The 18,391-nt window shown below is 48.2% G+C and carries 13 protein-coding genes and 1 tRNA gene; 11 read left to right on the forward strand and 3 right to left on the reverse strand.

Annotation, left to right across the window (positions count from 1 at the left end; genetic code table 11):
• The first annotated feature begins 56 nt into the window (after positions 1-56).
• From HV314_RS04700 to HV314_RS04745, 10 genes are all read left to right on the forward strand, one after another.
• Positions 57-704 (forward strand): hypothetical protein, encoded by a 648-nt coding sequence (locus HV314_RS04700; protein ID WP_016807932.1) that lies wholly within the window; start codon positions 57-59, stop codon positions 702-704.
• A 75-nt stretch (positions 705-779) separates the two neighbouring features.
• Positions 780-1,382 carry a DUF3085 domain-containing protein gene (locus tag HV314_RS04705; RefSeq protein WP_016807931.1) on the forward strand — a complete coding sequence of 201 codons (603 nt, stop codon included), beginning with the start codon at positions 780-782 and terminating at the stop codon, positions 1,380-1,382.
• A 67-nt stretch (positions 1,383-1,449) separates the two neighbouring features.
• Positions 1,450-1,797 (forward strand): hypothetical protein, encoded by a 348-nt coding sequence (locus HV314_RS04710; RefSeq protein WP_016807930.1) that lies wholly within the window; start codon positions 1,450-1,452, stop codon positions 1,795-1,797.
• 81 nt (positions 1,798-1,878) lie between these two features.
• Positions 1,879-2,865, forward strand: coding sequence for an ArdC family protein (locus HV314_RS04715; RefSeq protein WP_016807929.1), 987 nt, complete (start codon positions 1,879-1,881; stop codon positions 2,863-2,865).
• Positions 2,866-2,970: 105 nt separating this feature from the next.
• Positions 2,971-3,903 carry a DUF1281 domain-containing protein gene (locus tag HV314_RS04720; RefSeq protein ID WP_016807928.1) on the forward strand — a complete coding sequence of 311 codons (933 nt, stop codon included), beginning with the start codon at positions 2,971-2,973 and terminating at the stop codon, positions 3,901-3,903.
• Positions 3,904-4,241: 338 nt separating this feature from the next.
• The gene (locus tag HV314_RS04725; RefSeq protein ID WP_016807927.1) at positions 4,242-6,800 is read left to right on the forward strand and encodes an AAA family ATPase; all 2,559 of its coding nucleotides are present in this window, start codon (positions 4,242-4,244) and stop codon (positions 6,798-6,800) included.
• 11 nt (positions 6,801-6,811) lie between these two features.
• Positions 6,812-8,668: a DUF2357 domain-containing protein gene (locus HV314_RS04730; RefSeq protein ID WP_029591439.1), complete on the forward strand. Its 1,857-nt coding sequence runs from the start codon at positions 6,812-6,814 to the stop codon at positions 8,666-8,668.
• Between the two features lie 310 nt (positions 8,669-8,978).
• Positions 8,979-10,487, forward strand: a complete 1,509-nt coding sequence (locus HV314_RS04735) for a UvrD-helicase domain-containing protein (protein WP_029591438.1) — start codon at positions 8,979-8,981, stop codon at positions 10,485-10,487.
• A gap of 66 nt (positions 10,488-10,553) precedes the next feature.
• Positions 10,554-12,173, forward strand: a complete 1,620-nt coding sequence (locus HV314_RS04740; RefSeq protein ID WP_016807924.1) for a TraI domain-containing protein — start codon at positions 10,554-10,556, stop codon at positions 12,171-12,173.
• A 60-nt stretch (positions 12,174-12,233) separates the two neighbouring features.
• Positions 12,234-13,265 (forward strand): tyrosine-type recombinase/integrase, encoded by a 1,032-nt coding sequence (locus tag HV314_RS04745; RefSeq protein WP_016807923.1) that lies wholly within the window; start codon positions 12,234-12,236, stop codon positions 13,263-13,265.
• Between the two features lie 195 nt (positions 13,266-13,460).
• Here the strand turns inward: HV314_RS04745 and HV314_RS04750 are convergent.
• Positions 13,461-13,536 (reverse strand) — tRNA-Phe (locus tag HV314_RS04750).
• Positions 13,537-13,641: 105 nt separating this feature from the next.
• Positions 13,642-14,349 (reverse strand): DUF554 domain-containing protein, encoded by a 708-nt coding sequence (locus HV314_RS04755; protein WP_181547455.1) that lies wholly within the window; start codon positions 14,347-14,349, stop codon positions 13,642-13,644.
• A 468-nt stretch (positions 14,350-14,817) separates the two neighbouring features.
• On the opposite strand from HV314_RS04755, the gene HV314_RS04760 reads away from it, so the two are divergent.
• Positions 14,818-16,953 (forward strand): ornithine decarboxylase, encoded by a 2,136-nt coding sequence (locus HV314_RS04760; protein WP_181547457.1) that lies wholly within the window; start codon positions 14,818-14,820, stop codon positions 16,951-16,953.
• Between the two features lie 55 nt (positions 16,954-17,008).
• Here HV314_RS04760 and HV314_RS04765 read toward each other — a convergent pair whose 3' ends face one another.
• On the reverse strand, positions 17,009-18,265 hold the full coding sequence (locus HV314_RS04765; protein WP_016154411.1) for a nucleoside permease: 1,257 nt from the start codon (positions 18,263-18,265) through the stop codon (positions 17,009-17,011).
• Positions 18,266-18,391 lie beyond the last annotated feature (126 nt).

Raw genomic sequence — 18,391 nt, forward strand, 5'->3', positions numbered from 1 at the left:
ATTTACTCCCGTCCGGGGGATAAATCCCCCCTTTTTTATTCGCGGAGGATTTATCGATGAAAAACCAGTTTTCTTCGCCGGCTTCCATGTCGGTTGTCTACACCATCGAGCATGTCAGCACGGTTCCGTTGCGACACTGGCATGCTTTCGTTCTGGCCGTCACAGAAACTTTCTGGCAACTGCCGGTGCGTCTGCGTCCGGGGAATACGTATCTGCCGTCGCTTAATCGCGCGGCTGACCTGTTTCCGGTTGCTGATGTCATGGCGTTTCGTGGCGACACAGGCGGCAGTGTCTGGCCGGTCAACATGACTATAGAGCGGGAGCGCAACCGCAATACGCTGAGTATCCAGGAGCTGGATTTTCAGCATCAGCCCTGCGATTTCTTTGCACGTATTGTGATGGTCCTGCTGCATAACCTGTGTCCGGACAGCTTCCGGATACATTCTTCAGACGAGGGTCGCAGCTGGGCGTTACCGTTACGCTGGATTGAACAACATCTCGGTCTGCCTGAGCAGCCGACGCTGACCGCGCCTCAGTCGGTACTGAAAACACCGGTAGGCGAGGGCGCGTTTGATTCCCTGCTGCTGCAGCTGCTCTCCGGTGGTGAGCGGGTGCTGAGCAATGAGGACTGGAATGCCTTCGTGCTGGCGGAATTCCATCTGTACGAACTGAAGCGGGTCGCGGAAAAATCTGACTCGTTTTAAACAGTACTGACTTTAACCCCGTCGGGAGAGATGACTCCGGACGGAGCGGCTCTCCCGTTTTTACAGGAGAGCCCCATGCTTTTTTTCGACAATAAAGACCTGACTAACGTCCTGCTAACCGCCCGTATGCAGGGAGGCCAGCTTCACCTGGCAAAGGATGAGGGTGTTTATCTTATGCCGGCCACCGGTGCCTGGCAGGGCAACGATCCGGTGCCGCGTATTGCGTATGCCGCAGGGTGTCACCCTCAGAAAAATGAGGACTGGTACGACACGGCACGCCTGCTTGCCGGCGGCGATGATTTCATTGAATCACTGTCGATAAGCGACGCGGTAGCCACCTCTGTACTGTCCGGCAGGACGGACCTGAGGCTCCTGATTACCGACACACAGATACAGGTGCTCACCGCTGCGACTGACCGGGTGAAAGTGGCGCAGTATCGCCAGAAGGCCGATCAGCTTTTGGCGAGTGCAGTCTGTCACTTCAGTGCCTGTGTCGGGCCTGATGAACTCTGCCGCTGGCGTGAAAACGCCGTGCGTCTGCTGACGCAGGCGGCCTTCATCAGCTGTAAGCGGGCGAAGCCTGAAGATCATCAAACTTTTCTGAACGCCTGTGGCAGGCTGCAGGCCAGGTTATCGCAGGTGACCCCGCAGGGGGCGCTGCGAATAACCGGACGTTAATTCACCCCGGCAGGGACTTTTCCTGCCGGAAAGATTCCTGCCTCTTTCTGAACCGAAGGAGGCCCGTATGGGACTGGATATTTTTCTCTACAGCCAGCACCGGCAGATCGTCGCAGTACCGGCACCGTATCATCCGGTGTGTGAACTGAGCCGCGATTTTTCACTGATTACCTGGCTGGATAAGCACGTCGGTGAGGTGGAAAACGCGACCTGTCTGGAACTGTCACGCGAGCATATTCAGCAACTGAAAGAGAGGCTGGACTGTGCGATTGCGACATTTACAGAGGGGAATGAGGATAATCCGCTTCTTCAGCGCCGGCTGCAGTACGTTTTCACCCTGCGTGACAGGCTGGAAAGCCTGCTCAGTGATTTTGACTTTGAACATGAATACCTGTGGTTTTATGCCGCATGGTAACTGACCTCTGAATTTCCCGTCGACGGGCGTATCTCTGCGCTCGCCGGCGCAGGGGTATGCCTCTGATTAAAGGTATATCTCATGAAAAAAACGACTTCACGCAAGGCGGCTCGCCGTCCGGCAAAACCGACTGACCTTTATCGCCAGATCACCGACCGCATTGTTGTCGCGCTGGAAAACGGCGTAGCGCCCTGGCGTAAGCCGTGGCGCGCGGCTGCCGGCAGCGGTCTGGCCGGTCTGCCCCTGAATGCCACAACCGGACGTCACTACAGCGGCGTGAATGTCCTGCTTCTCTGGATGTCAGCGGAAGAGCAGGGTTTTCGCAATAACCGCTGGATGACTTACCGGCAGGCGCAGCAGGCTGGCGGGCAGGTGCGTAAGGGTGAGAAAGCCACCCTGGCGGTGGTTTATAAGGACTGGACGAAGCAGGCAGAGGATCGCGAAGGCAACCGCCTTTATGACAGTGACGGTAAACCGCTGATGGAAACCGTGCCGATGCTCAAACCCCTGCAGCTGTTCAACGCTGAGCAGTGTGAGGGGTTGCCGGCAGAGGTTGCGGCTTCACCTGAGCAACCACCGACGGTGGATGAGGACGGCATACTCTGTCCGGACGTGATGAACAGGGTGATCCGGATGTTTAACGCCACTGGGGTTAAAAACCGGATGCTGCCTCAGAACCGGGCATATTACCGCCCGCTGACGGATGAAATTGTGATGCCGATGGCTGAGCAGTTTTTTACGGAAGCGGACTGCTGGTCCACGCTGTTGCATGAGCTTGTACACAGTACCGGTCATGCGAAGCGACTTAACCGGGAGGGGATAACCTCCTCATCCCGGCAGTTCGGGGACCCGGTGTATGCCTTTGAGGAGCTCATCGCCGAAATGGGCAGCGCGTTTTTGTGTGCTCAGCTCGGCGTGTTCGGTGAGGTTCAGCACGACAGCTATGTGGACCACTGGCTGAAGGTGCTGAAATCTGACAAAAAGGCCCTGTTCCGCGCCTGCCGGCATGCCCGGGAAGCGTCGGAATATCTGCTGGCACTGCCTGAAAGTCAGGCTGTGGCGGCGTAATTAACTTATCCGGTGACGGTTATTCCGTAACTGTCGCCGTCCCGTGAGGACACCGCTCCTCACGGGGCTGTGTCCTCTTTTTTTTATGAAAGAGGAGTATTCACTATGTCCGAATGGTGTCATAACCGCCTGGAAATCACCGGTAAATCAGTCTGCATCGATGTCATGCTGCAGTGGATAAACGGCACTGACGTACCGCGTCACCGCCACGCAGTGCAGCAGAGCATACAGCTGTTTCTGGCTGGCGCGGCGGGGATACTCAAGCCGGTGCGGACCACGTCGTATCCGCCCTGTCAGGGGCTGGTCCGTGCAGGCACCGGGCTTTCCACTGCGGCCAATCAGGCGTTTGAAAGCTGGCTGGCGCTCCTGCTGAAGGATGCCATCCTCGATGCGGAAACCATCAGAGCCGTGGACCGGCTTTATCACCAGTCAGGTCTGGGCGCGCTGAAATGGGAGAATATTCCCGACCCGGCACGTGAGGTTATGGCGGAGCTGATTGCCAGACAGTATACCGACTGGTTTGGTCTGGTCAGCGCCGGCGATGAGTCTCATGCTGCAACTGCCTGGGAGCGGCTCAGCCAGTATCCTGAACGCTCCCAGCCCTGCGATATGCTGGCCGTCATACCTACGCGGCTGGCAGCAGAGCTGAACGGCTCCGGGGGGCTGATGTCCGGTGTGTCGACCACAACCAGCCTCTACTGCCGGCAGTACGGCATGGAGTGGCCGGCCGGGCACAACGTCAACTGGCAGCGCCATACGCCTAACAGTCTTACGCTGCAGATGGATATGCCCTGGCTCCCGCCGTCAGGTGAGGTTGTCGGGGAAATCTCAGCGGTGTTTGACTGCGAGGTGCGTCACAGCTACAGCGAGCCCGTGAGCGGGCTCAGCGGTTACGACTGCTATGACGGCGGTGAGCATGTTGACGGACACAAAGGCGCGTCCGGCGCGCCTCAACCCGGACAGGTGCTTTATCTCGTCAGCGATGAGCCCGCTTCACCGGCTCAGGAACCTGCATCATATCGTGAGGTCCGGGGGTAAAAGCCTGTTCCTCCGTTGACTCAGCCACGGCTCTGCCGTGGCATTTTTTTCTCAGCCGACGGCCAGTTGACCAGGATATGTATTCCTTTTTATTGTGGCTTCAAACGGAATAATTAACCATTTGAATTTAATGATAATTCTTTTTGGCGAGCTAAGGAGTTCAAATCAATACCTGCCACTTACCAAAAACAAGAAGTTTTCAACTACCATCCATTGCTAAATGTTTCAAGTCGTTCTATAAGGAATGCTCATAATTAAGCTAATTCTTAATAATGATTTCAACATGTTAATAGTAGCATATTAATATTAACGTTTCTTATGGTTTCGAATGAGGTTCTATGAACAGGTTATTGGTTATAAAGGAAGAAAATCATACAGTTAACCCTGATATGGGGCTTGTGATTCCTGTTGCTTATCTTGATGAAAATGGAAATTATGAAAAAATTGATCCTAGCGATTTTCCTAATGGAGGAATATTTATTTCCAAAGGATTTTTGAATATAAGCCAGCAGTTTGGATATGATGAATTATTTATTCTTAATGAATATTACGAAAGCAATGATGATGACTGGAAAATTAATACAAGACATCAAAAGCATTTTGGACTTGGAAGTAAAGTAGAAAGGCTCGATAAAAGCTACTTTATTCCAATTATAAAATCTGCTCTCCCCGATATAAAAACAGGTTTCCTTGGTCATGATATTGACGCCCCTAGCGCTCAATTCTTTATTGAGAATGAGGGCTATGTATATGGACCGTTTAAAGCCTCCAAACAAGATAACAATTGGCAATTATCTCCTTTATCTACACCGTCACCCTTACAGCTTAAACAAGACCATATAGCAAGGTTTGATTTAAAGGAAATTATAGCTAATGATTTTTCTTATGAGTTAATTATTAAAGGTGAAGTTAGAAAATATATTAAAAATTTGAAAGACCTCTCCAGTTTATTGTTTGAGCAAAAAGATTACATTTCAGATACAAGGCTTGTTTCTTACTTCACCAAAAATGGATTTGGAAATGGATTTTCGAAAAATAAATCTCCTTTAGGAAAAAGTGAAGCGCAAAAGTTGTCGCAAGGGATTGATGAGTATGTTAAGAAGAATAAAGTATTAGAGAATAGCGAGCGTCTTAAAAGACTTAAGGAGCTACTTGGAGAATTTTTAGATTCAAGTCCATTCGGCCAAGAGATTGTTCAAGAGTTTTTAGCAGAAAGTAGGGATGGCAGGCTTTATTTAGATGATTATTTCAGCAAAAATAAAGACCTGCTGGTTAAGCAAAAGTCTAAAGAACTAGAGGAAGTTACTCGAGTACAGAAGAGTAAATTAAATAAAGAGATAAGTGATTTAGAAAGGCTAATAACAAATAAAAAAGCAGAATTAGATTCTGAATTAAAAAATGTTGAATATGAAAAGGTCAGGGCTAGAGAAGAACTTGAGAGAATAAAAAAACAGTCTGCTGAAGATGCTCATGACCTTCTCCTTCAAAAACAGCAGGCTTTGACGGAAAAAAATGCTGAGTTAGAAGAAAACATTAAAAATGCAAGCATTAAGCTTGAACAATTCTACTCAATGGAGTCTAGGGTAAATGATTATAATTCTCTGAATGAAGAAATAAATTATCTGAAAAGGCTTAAAGAGGATATTGAAAAAGACAAAGAATCAGCTGAGAAAGCACTTAAACTTAAAAAAGCAACTTTGAACTCTCCACAGCTTCTGGAAAAAACTGTAGAGATACAAACAATACAAAACCTCAAAACTCTCTTGAATGGTGGCAGGGCAAGAGAAAGCACGCCGAAAATATATAAAACAAAGATAAATCCATCAACTATCGAACTGAATAAAGAAAACAGAAAAGAATACATTAATTACTTAGTTGATTCATTTAGCAACGATAATGGAAGGAATTTTTCATTTGATGAAATGGCGAATTTAATTATATGCTTGAATCAATCATTCATGACAATTTTATCAGGCCCTCCGGGAACAGGAAAAACCTCCACGGCTATTAGATTAGCTCAAAATATGGGCTTGACTAATGGTGAGAATACATACAATACTAGTAACTTTATTAATATTCCAGTCGGAAGAGCTTGGGTATCAAGCCGAGACATCTTAGGATTTTATAATTCCTTAAAAGACGTTTACCAGCCAGCCCGTACAGGTCTTTATGAGTTTTTGAAGAGTGATCATAATCCAGATTATTTGAAAATAATTCTACTTGATGAGGCCAACCTGTCTAGCGTCGAACACTATTGGTCAGACTTTCTAGGTATGTGTGATCCCGAAGGAAGAAATAGAAAAATTGATTCTGGCATTCCATCTGAAGACGAAAGATATATTACCGTGGCTGATGGTGTGCGTTTTATAGCAACTATTAACAATGATGCGTCAACTGAACGTTTATCGCCAAGGTTAATCGACCGGGTACCCGTAATAGGTTTAAATCACAACGCAGAATTTAAATCGAACGTTATAAGATCTTTAGCATTTGAAGGCGCTGTGAAAAACGAATGGTTGGAAAGTTGTTTTGATGTGAGCTTATATGAGTCTTCTTTTACGACGGAAGAGGAGAACTTACTTGATGAAATAATAGAAATATTAAAAGCTCCTCTTACCAGAACTACTTCTGTTAGAGTCAGTCAAAGAAAATATAATGCAATGAAGAGGTATTGCTATATTGCTAATGAAATCGAAGGGTTACAAGTTCAGCCTCTAGATTTTGCAATAAATCAGCACGTTTTGCCATTGATTGAGGGGTACGGTGCAGGTTTCAAAGAAAGATTGCACAATCTTGAGCAAAAGCTTGTGGAGTTTGATCTTCATATTTCTAAAGCAACACTTAGAAATATAATAAATAATGGTGATATTTATAGCGAATCTTACTCTTATTTTTAGGATTGTTGATTATGAAAATTAAGGTTTCAATTTTAGGGGGGAAGCGTCAGGGAGATGCTTTTGAACTGAAGTTAATCGATGAAAAAATCAACTCATCATTATTCATTCTTGAAGATGAAGCTATAGAAATAGCCTTTACGAGTGAAAACTATTACGAAAAGATTTCTTTGTTATTATACGAAAATGAAGTGGAACCTACTTTAATCGAACGTGTAGGCGAGCTTTGGACTTACAGATGGCTTCCCAAAAGGCTAGGGCGTTTTTCATATGAATGTTTTTTCCATAATTACTATGGAATAGCCGAATTAGTACTTGAAGCTCAATACGGTGAAAGGACTGAACTTTTTAGTTTTCAATCGATAGAAGTTCTGGCAAAAAAGTTAAATGCAGAGCGAGTTGATAAGATGCTGAACTATATAGCAAAAATCGATAGTAATGCTCTTTGTGCTTTTTTCAGAGTAACTCGGCGGAAAGCAGGTTTCAAAAATGGGGATACTCCTGCTGAAATTTTACTAGAACAAATTGAAAGCATTGTCGAAATAACGACAACCCTGATAAGAAAAATAATACAAAGACCTATTTCTAAATTAACAAGTCGGGAGAAATATGTTTATCCGAGTGACAACACAAATATTGATGATTTGACGCTGTCATGGCTATGTAGCAACACTGATGAGCTATTTGAAACAGATTCATATGAAAGTGCAATTTTGGAGTTTAACGATGAGCTTTATGGGGCGAGAAAGCTTATTGAGCACCAGGCAGTAGAAGATTCTGACGTTTATGAAAATCAAGTTTTGCATGGTTTTGTTATGACTTTAATTCAAACCACTTCTTCTCTTCTTTCAGGCTTCAAAAACCCTGATAAGTATCCAAATAGAATAAATGGAAGCCCTTTAGGGTATGTTAGTTTTTTCTCTCAAATACAAAAATTTCAGAAGAGTATTAATGGGCGAAAAATTTTAAAATGCAAATCAATATTATCAGATTTACATTCTCTTAAAAGGATAATGGCAGAGGTGATGCCTGCAAAAAAACATATAATCGGAGTGCCCACGTTTACAATGAAAGCCAAAAAGGATCCTTTATACCTTTCTGTTTTCAAAAAGATCGTTGACTGGTACCGATTTGGGAAACCTGATTGGAGTGTTCAAGAAGAGTTATTATCCATACAAAGCATTCCAAAATTGTTTGAATACTATTCTCTTTTCTATATAAGAGAGATATTAGGACAGCATATAGGCTCTAAATCCGCGCCCGAACCAGTTAATGAATCAATATCATTTGTTTTTAATCTTAGAAAAGGGGCTACTCTAAAATTACTATATGAGCCAAAATATTGGATGGCCACCCATCCCATGGCAGACCTAAGAGGTTTGGTTAACAGTGAAGGATGGACAACTTACAATGGTATGGTGACTCATCGTTCTTCCTCAGGGAGATTTTCTAATCGATCTCCCGACTTTGTAATACATATTAGCAATGGGAATGGTATTGACAAGTATCTCATTCTTGATGCGAAGTATACTTCTACTGATAAAGCCTTTTTACATTATTTACCTGAGTTAACGCTTAAATATCTTCATGGACTTCATTCTATTTCAGATGCAAATAGTTCCATCATTGGTTTGATTATTTTAAATCCTGATGAGAAACTACTCATTAGAGATTTCCATAATTCATCATTTGATATTTATTCGGATAGGCCAGCTATGCCATTTTTATTATGCGCTACCATTTCTCCTGGGGAAGAGTATATAAGTAATAATTGTTTCCAACATTCTCTTTTAAAGATGGTAACTCTTATGGAGCAACGTGTTAACACAGAAGGTCAAGGTCGCTACTTAATGAACGTTTTAAGTGCTTAGGGGGATTGTAAAGTTTTACATTAAATATCTCCTGAAGAATTCTATAGATAAAAATAGTGCGTGAATAGCGGAGAGAGTGAATGAAAGACCAATTAAGATAATTGATAGCGATTATTGTTAACGTCAGCGCAAGTTTGTGGATGTTGCTAACTTGTCATGTATACGTAGTATAAAAAAATAAGATCATCATTTTTACGCTCCCGCTCGGGGGCGTTTTTTATCTTTGAAAAAAGGGATCTGGTTTTTTCTCGAAGTGCACGCTTCCCGCTGTCAGGCTGTTTTTTTACATCTGCTGCTGCGGGAGAACACAGTGACCTGGAAAACAACAGCCGAACAAAACGCCATCATCGAGTGGAAGGGCAATCATCTCGTGGTGAATGCCTTTGCCGGTACAGGTAAAACCTCCACTTTAGTGAGTTACGCTGAAGCCAACCCGGAAAGTAAAATGCTTTACCTCGCCTATAATCGCGCTGTGCGGGATGAGGCTGAACGCAAATTCCCCTATAACGTAGAGTGTAAAACGTCGCATCAGCTTGCATGGGCCCGTTTCGGCAAACATTTCCGTGACCGGCTGACAGCCAGTCTGCGCATTACGGATGTGGCCAGAAAGCTCAATACCCGCCACTGGGCGCTGGCGCGGCTGGCGCTCAGCGGGCTGAACATGTTCCTCTGCAGTGCTGACCCCGAGCCGGGGCTGATACATCTGCCGTCTGAGGATGATCGCCACGGTCTCGATGCCGGTAAAATTCTGGGGGCAATACAAATCCTCTGGTATGAAATGAGCCGTACTGATTCAGTCTTTCCCGTCACGCACGACACCTACCTTAAACTGTTCCAGCTCTCTCATCCTGACCTGTCAAAACGCTGGGACACCATCCTCTTCGACGAGGCACAGGACGCCAATCCGGTGACCAGTGCATTTGTACTGAATCAGCCCTGCCGGGTCATTCTGGTCGGCGACCGTTACCAGCAGATATACCGGTTTCGGGGGGCAGATAATGCACTGAGAGCCCCGCAGCTGGTGCAGGCAGACCGGTTGTGGCTGACAGCGAGTTTTCGGTTTGGCCCTGAGGTCGCGCGGATGGCCAACATCCTGCTTGAACGTGCCGGAGAGGAAAAGCGCGTGACAGGTAACGGGGGGCAGGATGCTGTCGTCAGCAGCCTTCCGGCAGGGGCTGAGCATATTGCTGTACTGAGCCGGACGGTATCCGGCGTGATCGGCAGTGCCCTGACGGCGAGCCTTATGGAGAAAAATGTCTTCTGGGTCGGGGGGATTGAAGGCTACAAAACAGAGGAGCTGGAAAACCTGTACTGGTTCTCCGCCGATATGCCTGAAAAGATGCAGTCCCCGCGCCTCAGCCGGGACTACCGGGATTTTGATGAATACTGCTCAATAGCAAAAGCCACACAGGACGTGGAGATGAACCAGGCCATTCGTCTTCTCGATGACTTTTTCCCACTACCGCAAAAGCTGGCCATCATGCGCCGTCAGGTGGTAACCCATGAGAAAGACGCTCAGGTCACGGTTTCAACCGCACACCGCAGCAAAGGGCTGGAATGGCCGGTGGTAATGCTGAGTGAGGATTTTACTGACATTACCGACCCGCTTCTTTCGCAGGATGAGCGGCAGGATGAGACTAACCTGCTGTACGTGGCTGTCACCCGGGCCAGAAGAACGCTTGTGCTTAACGAACTGATGCGCTGGCTGAGTGATGAAGGCGGGAAAAACCGCGAGACGACGCACGAAACCGTACCGTCCGGAAATGGAGAGAGCGCCGACAGGCACGAAGAAACGGGAAAAACTTCTGAGAGTGAGTAACTGGTTTTTTATGGTGAAGCGCGGGGAGTGTCACAACACTGGGCAGCCCTATACCAGGAGAAAATCATGCGCGACAGAATCAGGACCCTTAGGTTTCTGTTTTCAAAAGGTGAACCGGAACCAGCACATCATGTATCCGCTGTCACACCTGCCGGCTACCACACTCCGCGTACGGTCGATACGCTGTGCTGTAGTCCGTTGAGAAAAACCTGCCTGCAACAAATATGGGAAAACAGCTCACTTCCGGCGGATGTTTATCACCGGTTTTATATAACGCCACTGCATGGCTTACTGGCCAGGGTACAGAATGTGCCGGCAACACAGCAGGGAAGGTGGTCGCAGTCAGACGGCTTCGGGGACCTTACGCTGCAGTTCACAACCTGTGCGGTCAGACTGGCCAAAGGATACATGTTTCCACCCGGAGCTGCGCCAGAAGAGCAGGCAGAGCAAAACGTGATGTGGAATGCAGTCATTTTCTGGTCTGCACTGTTCTGGCATTTGCCGCTCCTGGCGTCTCTGGAGGGTGAGCTGCTTGATGGTAAAAGCTGGCTTCCGGGAATAACCGTTCCGGACTCACCTTATCGATTTCGCTTCCGGGAAGCTGACAACTCCTCAGCTTTTGCAGCGCTGGCAGCAGGACAACTTGTGCCAGCAGAGGCGACAGGATGGCTGGCAGAAAATCCCGAAGCTCTGGGCAATCTTACCGGGGCCTTATGGAACCAGCATCCGGCGATGCCACTTATTAGAAGCTTAATGAAGCAAGCTGCTGAAAAGGTGGAATCGCCTTCGCTGGAGGTATCCGGGGCAAATGAGAAAGTTAACACCCTCATAGAGCCGGCCCTTTCAGTTACGCAAACGCCGTCTGATCAAGAGATTGAATCAGAACCGTCAGTAGAAGCAAAACTTAAAACTGCATCGCCAGAAGTTCCAGATTTGCAGGGTATTCAACTCGCATCTTCTATTGCACCGGTGCCGATGGCTGATGACAGCAATCTCGTCAGCAATGAAAAGGCAGGCGAGATTACGGAATGTGATCCAAACGAAACAGAGAAGGCTGATACAGAGATGCTGCTAAGTCTGTTCAGTGCAATTGCAGAGCCTGATATGACCGGGACTGAAGCATGTGATGAAGAGCCTTCAATCAGTACGAGAGCAGAAAGTGTGCCAGAATTTTCCCCCCTTAATGAACTAAGTCCCGAAGCTGATAAGCCTGAGATAAATCAGACAGTAGCAGAAGACTCTTTCCCTGAACGCGCTGTAGAGGATAACATCCCTTTACACAGCATTAACATTGACGCACAAAAAACAGTGATAAAAAAACAGACTGGCACTGAATTTGTCAGGTGGCTTTCTGAAGGACTTAAGAGCAAGCGAATTGATATTAATCAGCCTGATTCGAGGGCGCATGCAGTTGCAGGGTTCATCTTTCTCAGGGTTCCGGACATATTTTATCTTTACATCAGAGAAAGCGGAGCAGAGCTAAGCAGGGATTCCATACAAATTGAATTTGAGAAGCTGCATATTCACAGGGTGCGCAGGGGAGAGCGTTTTATTAAAGCAAAACTGTACCACTCGCCTGGCAAAGAAGGCACGTTTAAACCTGTAAGTGGATATCTTGTCAAGACTACACACCTTTTCAGAGGGGCGTCTTCCCCTGAAGACAGCGGACTTCTGTCTTTCCTGTGAAGGAGGGGCAGTCCATGAGGGCCCTTAAGGGCAGCTTGATTTAGAAAAAGGAAATGCTGTATGTCTGACAAAAACCATTATACGACATGGGAAGAATTGCTTGAGGAGTACTTCTTCGCCCGAAACCTGCGAGCTGCAACAGAATGGAGCTACGCAAAGGTTGTAAAGGGATTCCTGAAATTTACGGGGGCAGACATAACCCCATCAATGGTTACACATCATGAAGTACTCAGATGGCGGCGACATGTACTCAGAGAAAAGCAACAATCGGCGCAGACCTGGAACAATAAAATTGCACATCTCAGGGCCCTCTATAACTATGCTATGGAAAGTGGTTTATTGCCTGCGGGCAAAAACCCTTTTAACAATTGCACTGTACAGCGGGACAGAAAGAAAAAGCGGACTTTAAACCGCTCTCAGCTAACCCGCCTTTATCTGATAATGCAGCAGGCTGAAATTGAATCCAACCGGAAAATTTTCGCACGTGGCGGTCGGAGTGCGCTTTACCCGGCCTGGTTCTGGATAACCGTCCTGGATACGCTCAGATATACGGGAATGAGGCAAAATCAACTGCTGCATATTCAGCTCAGGGACGTCAATCTGACAGAAGGTTATATAGATCTGCGCCTTGAGGGGAGTAAAACGCACAGGGAATGGCGCGTTCCCGTTGTTAAGCAGCTGCGTTTGCGGCTACAGCTTCTTCTTACACGGGCAACGGAGGCTGGAGCCGGGCCAAAAGATAACCTCTTCGATGTCAGTTTTTACATTGCCGGGAAAAAGGCAAAATTTGATAGGAATGATGTGACAGTGATGCATCAAAAGATCCGCTCCTTTTTTCGCCGTCTGTCAAAGGAATGTGGTTTTGCCGTTTCGCCGCACCGTTTCAGACATACCCTGGCTACAGAACTGATGAAAGCACCGGAAAGGAATCTTCAGTTGGTTAAAGATTTACTGGGTCATCGTAGCGTAAGCACAACAATGGAATATGTGGAACTCAATATGGACATTGTGGGAAAAACACTGGAAGAAGAATTGTCGCTGCACACAGATCTCTGTGTAGAAAGGGAATTACAACTATTGACACAAAACTGATTGACTGGGATTATTGCCAGTGATCGAGAACAGGGAGCCTGCGGACACAGGCTCCCTGACTTGAGGGACTGATTCAGAAACGTTAACCAGTGCAGATACGCCTACACCGGAGGACATTCCGTAATGACCGGCCCCTGTATTAACCGCCCGTTAAGGTTCTCATCTCTTAACCAGCGTGCTTTGATGCAAAATTAGTGGTGCCCGGACTCGGAATCGAACCAAGGACACGGGGATTTTCAATCCCCTGCTCTACCGACTGAGCTATCCGGGCAACGAGGCGCATTAAACCCGATTCGCTTCGCTTCGTCAACGAAATTTCTTCAAATCAATGCAGACTGCACAATCTATCACCACATTGCTGCTAATGCACGCATTCTCAGGCAAAAAATGCCGTCCAGGCGGCGGAAAGCGGCATTGCCAGCAGCAGGGCAGGAAGCATATTCACAACCGCAAACATTTTGATGCCGCAAATACGCAAACCGGTTGCCAGCAGCAATAGACCGCCTACGGCGCTGAAATCGGCCATCATAGCTGGCGTCGTCAGGGGTAAAATCAGTGCTGCACAGGTGGCAAGCGTTAGCTGGATTGCCAGCATCGGCATGCAAATGGCGGATACCGCGATTCCTAATGAGCAGGCAAAAATGATGGCCGTGAAGAAATCCAAAAATGACTTGGCGATTAAAATATTCGGGTCGCCGGTCATCCCTTCATGTATCGCACCGAAGATCCCGGTACCGCTGGCGCAAAACAGCACAATGATAGCCACATAGCTTTGAATAAAGGATTCGTGCGTTACGTTGGCGTCCGAGCGGGTGAAAAGCTGCTGCGCTTTGGCTACCGCAGCATTGATCCCTTTTTCCAGATGACAAAACTCGCCAATTAACGCGCCGACCAGCGTTGCCAGAACCATCACCGGTAGATTGGCGCATTTGATAACCAGCAAGATACCAATCCCTAACGAGGCCAGCCCGAAATTAGAGGTCATGGAGACCCGAATACGTTCTGGTATATGCTGGCTGAGCAGCGCGCCGAGAATGCCACCAAATAAAATGGCGCTGGCATTAATAAAGGGTCCGATTACCACATTTGCTCCTGCATACCCATCATCGTCTTGATACTAAAGGCAATTAGCTGGGTGAAATTATGTTTCAGATTGCATTATTATGCCGCAACTTTCGGACGAAATGCTTGCTTATCTGTAAGGTTTTCGCACAGGATTTTATCTTGCGCCTGTAAGTGAAAGGTGCCATGATTGCGCGAATTTTCTTCTGTCTGAATGGGGCTGCCTGGGATGATATTACTCCCCCTACATCGCCTTCAACATCGCCTTTTTGCGCGACGTTTGCCCCTTCCCGCGACTTATCTTTACGCTCCCACCATGCGGTGAGGGCAGCGCACGCTCACTGCAGGATAACAGTAAAATCAGAGGCTATCTGCTTTTACTGATGTCTGGCGGTCGGGGCTGGTAACCAGTTTGACCTGTCATTTCGTGGGCAAAGCCATGCGGCGTTGTCCGGGACTTTTGATTTTCCCGAAACGGGTTATTGCGCTTATGAAATCAATGAAAATTGCCGCCAGTAGTGAACTGGTTTCTCGTCTGTCCAGCCATCGTCAGGTGGTGTCGCTGGACAGTACCGATTTTACTGACGTTGCGGCAGTCGTCATTACCGTTGCGGACAGCCGCAGTGGGATCCTGGCTTTGCTGAAACGCACCGGTTTTCATCTACCTGTGTTTCTGTTCGCAGAGTCTGATGTTGATGTGCCTGCGGGCGTTAATGCGGTAATTCGCGGTCAGGCTCAGGACTGGCTGGAGCTGGAATCTACTGCCTGTCAGTATGAGGAAGAGCTGCTGCCGCCGTTCTATGACACGCTTACCCAGTATGTCGAAATGGGGAACAGCACGTTTGCCTGCCCGGGACACCAACACGGTGAGTTTTTTAAGAAGCATCCTGCGGGCCGACATTTCTATGAGTTCTTTGGTGAGAATCTGTTTCGCGCGGATATGTGCAACGCTGACGTTAAGCTTGGCGATCTGTTGATTCATGAAGGGTCAGCGAAACATGCGCAGAAATTTGCTGCGAAAGTTTTCCACGCGGATAAAACCTACTTTGTGCTGAATGGGACCTCTTCGGCCAATAAAGTGGTCACCAATGCGCTGCTGACGCGCGGCGATCTGGTGCTGTTTGATCGCAACAATCATAAATCGAACCACCACGGGGCGCTGATCCAGGCGGGCGCTACGCCGGTTTACCTGGAAGCGGCGCGTAATCCGTTTGGCTTTATTGGCGGCATTGATGAGCACTGCTTTGATGAGGAGTATCTGCGCCAGCAACTTCGAGAAGTTGCGCCGCAAAAGGCTGATCAACCGCGCCCGTTCCGTCTGGCGATCATTCAGTTGGGTACCTATGACGGTACGATCTATAACGCCCGGCAGGTGATCGACAAGATCGGTCACCTGTGCGATTACATCCTGTTTGATTCCGCATGGGTCGGTTACGAGCAATTTATCCCGATGATGGCCGATGGGTCGCCGCTGCTGCTAGAGCTCAATGCTAACGATCCGGGGATCTTTGTCACTCAGTCGGTACACAAACAGCAGGCCGGATTCTCGCAAACCTCGCAGATCCATAAAAAGGATAACCATATTCGCGGCCAGGCGCGCTTCTGCCCGCATAAGCGTCTGAACAATGCGTTTATGCTGCATGCTTCCACCAGCCCGTTTTACCCGCTGTTTGCGGCGCTGGACGTAAACGCCAAAATCCATGAAGGCGAGAGCGGCCGTCGGCTATGGGCGGAATGTGTGACGCTGGGGATCGAGGCCCGCAAAGCGATTATTACCCGCTGTAAGCTGCTTCAACCGTTTATTCCTCCGGTAGTAGATGGCAAACCGTGGGAAAGCTATCCGACACAGGTGATTGCCAGCGAGCGTCGCTTCTTTAGCTTTGAACCTGGTGCTAAATGGCATGGTTTTTCTGGATATGCACGCGACCAGTATTTTGTCGATCCCTGCAAACTGCTGTTAACCACTCCGGGCATTGATGCGCAAACCGGGCAATATACTGAGTTTGGTATTCCGGCGACGATTTTGGCGCATTATCTGCGTGAAAACGGTATCGTGCCGGAGAAATGCGACCTTAACTCGATTCTGTTCCTGCTGACCCCAGCAGAAAGCGCTGAGAAACTGGCGCAACTGGTCGCGATGCTGGCGCAGTTTGAACAGCATATTGAAGACGATACGCCGCTGGCAAACGTACTGCCCACCATCTTCAATAAGTATCCGGTACGTTACCGGGATTACACGCTGCGTGAACTGTGTCAGGAGATGCACTCACTGTACGTCAGCTTTGATGTGAAAGATCTGCAAAAAGCGATGTTCCGTCAGGAGAGTTTGCCTGCCGTGGCGATGAACCCGCAGGATGCTAACAGCGCCTTTATCCGCGGTGATGTTGAACTGGTGCGTATTTGTGATGCCGCTGGTCGCATTGCGGCAGAAGGCGCGCTGCCTTATCCTCCGGGCGTACTGTGCGTGGTACCGGGCGAAGTATGGGGCGGGGCGGTGCAACGTTACTTCCTGGCATTGGAAGAGGGCATAAACCTGCTGCCGGGCTTCTCGCCGGAGCTGCAAGGGGTTTACAGTGAAACGGATGCAGACGGCATTAAACGTCTGTATGGATATGTTCTGAAGTAAGCGTCATCTGACCAAATAGGGCCACCATCAGGTGACCCTATTTAATCAATAAAGATTAGTGCGCGATAGTCTGGGCACCTGCCGGAACGCGTACGTGTTTGTATTTAAACAGCGCAACGAAGGCAAAAGCCAGAACCAGCGAGTAACCTGCGAAGATCAGCCACACGGTCTGCCAATCGGTAATACCGTTCAGCGTATAGTGTTCAACTACTTTACCGCTCACCAGACCGCCCAGAATACAACCGAAGCCGTTGGTCATCATCAGGAACATGCCTTGTGCGCTGGCGCGGATTTCAGGGCGAACTTCTTTCTCTACAAACACGGAGCCAGAGATATTGAAGAAGTCGAAGGCACAGCCGTAAACAATCATCGACAGAACCAGCAGCACGGTACCAAACGGTGTTGGATCGCCGTAGGCAAACAGGCCGAAGCGCAGCATCCACGCCACAATACTGATAAGCATCACGTTCTTAATACCGTAACGGCTTAAGAAGAACGGGATGGTCAGGATAAACAGCGTCTCGGAGATCTGCGAAATCGACATCATCACCGACGCGTGTTCAACGATGAAGCTGCCGGAGAACAGCGGATTGTTATCGAAGCTGTGCAGGAAGGTATTACCGAACATATTGGTAATTTGCAGCTCTGCGCCCAGCATCATAGAGAAGATGAAGAAAATCGCCATCCGCTTGTTTTTAAACAGCGCGAAGGCATCCAGGCCCAGCATGGAAGACCAGCTCTGGTTTTTCTGCTGATTGGCGACCGGGATATGCGGCAGCGTCAGGGTGAACAGCGCCAATACGACGGACAGCGTCGCGCCGATATACAGCTGCATATGGCTCAGTTCAAAGCCGGAGAAGCTTACCGCCCACATCGCCAGAATAAAGCCGATGGTGCCCCAGATACGGATTGGCGGGAAGTCTGTAACAATATCCATCCCGGCTGATTGCAGGCGATAGTAAGAGATGGTGTTGATTAACCCCAACGTTGGCATATAGGCCAGGGAGTTAAGCAAGATCACAAAGAACATGGCGCCTGGCGTGGTGACTTCGGCTGCGGCGAACAGCGTTGCTGCGCCGACCAGGTGACAAATGGCGTACACCCATTTTGCACTGATCCATTTGTCAGCCACGATCCCTAACAGCGTAGGCATAAACACGGCGGCGATCCCCAGCGAGCTGTACACCGCGCCAATGGATGCACCATCAAATTTAAGGGTGACAAACATATAGGAGCCGAGGGTAGTGAGCCAACTACCCCATAAGCAGAACTGCAGAAACGAGAGAACTTTCAGCTGCAGCTTAAGATTCATGTTAATTTCCTCACACCGTAATGCGGATGAATGTTTTAAAAGGCACATTTGCCGTGGCTATATGATGTGATTCTATCAACGAGAGGCACTCTTTTTTTGTTACCTGTGACAAATATTTGCAAACAA

This window comes from Citrobacter sp. RHBSTW-00887 (assembly GCF_013728095.1).
In the GTDB taxonomy this organism is placed as follows: Bacteria; Pseudomonadota; Gammaproteobacteria; order Enterobacterales; family Enterobacteriaceae; genus Citrobacter; species Citrobacter braakii.

What these genes read in the sequence shown, in the direction of transcription:
- HV314_RS04700 (WP_016807932.1), top strand. Translation starts at nt 57, where the DNA reads ATGAAAAACCAGTTTTCTTCGCCGGCTTCCATGTCGGTTGTCTACACC.
- HV314_RS04705 (WP_016807931.1), top strand. Translation starts at nt 780, where the DNA reads ATGCTTTTTTTCGACAATAAAGACCTGACTAACGTCCTGCTAACCGCC.
- HV314_RS04710 (WP_016807930.1), top strand. Translation starts at nt 1,450, where the DNA reads ATGGGACTGGATATTTTTCTCTACAGCCAGCACCGGCAGATCGTCGCA.
- HV314_RS04715 (WP_016807929.1), top strand. Translation starts at nt 1,879, where the DNA reads ATGAAAAAAACGACTTCACGCAAGGCGGCTCGCCGTCCGGCAAAACCG.
- HV314_RS04720 (WP_016807928.1), top strand. Translation starts at nt 2,971, where the DNA reads ATGTCCGAATGGTGTCATAACCGCCTGGAAATCACCGGTAAATCAGTC.
- HV314_RS04725 (WP_016807927.1), top strand. Translation starts at nt 4,242, where the DNA reads ATGAACAGGTTATTGGTTATAAAGGAAGAAAATCATACAGTTAACCCT.
- HV314_RS04730 (WP_029591439.1), top strand. Translation starts at nt 6,812, where the DNA reads ATGAAAATTAAGGTTTCAATTTTAGGGGGGAAGCGTCAGGGAGATGCT.
- HV314_RS04740 (WP_016807924.1), top strand. Translation starts at nt 10,554, where the DNA reads ATGCGCGACAGAATCAGGACCCTTAGGTTTCTGTTTTCAAAAGGTGAA.
- HV314_RS04745 (WP_016807923.1), top strand. Translation starts at nt 12,234, where the DNA reads ATGTCTGACAAAAACCATTATACGACATGGGAAGAATTGCTTGAGGAG.
- HV314_RS04760 (WP_181547457.1), top strand. Translation starts at nt 14,818, where the DNA reads ATGAAATCAATGAAAATTGCCGCCAGTAGTGAACTGGTTTCTCGTCTG.
- HV314_RS04765 (WP_016154411.1), bottom strand. Translation starts at nt 18,265, where the DNA reads ATGAATCTTAAGCTGCAGCTGAAAGTTCTCTCGTTTCTGCAGTTCTGC.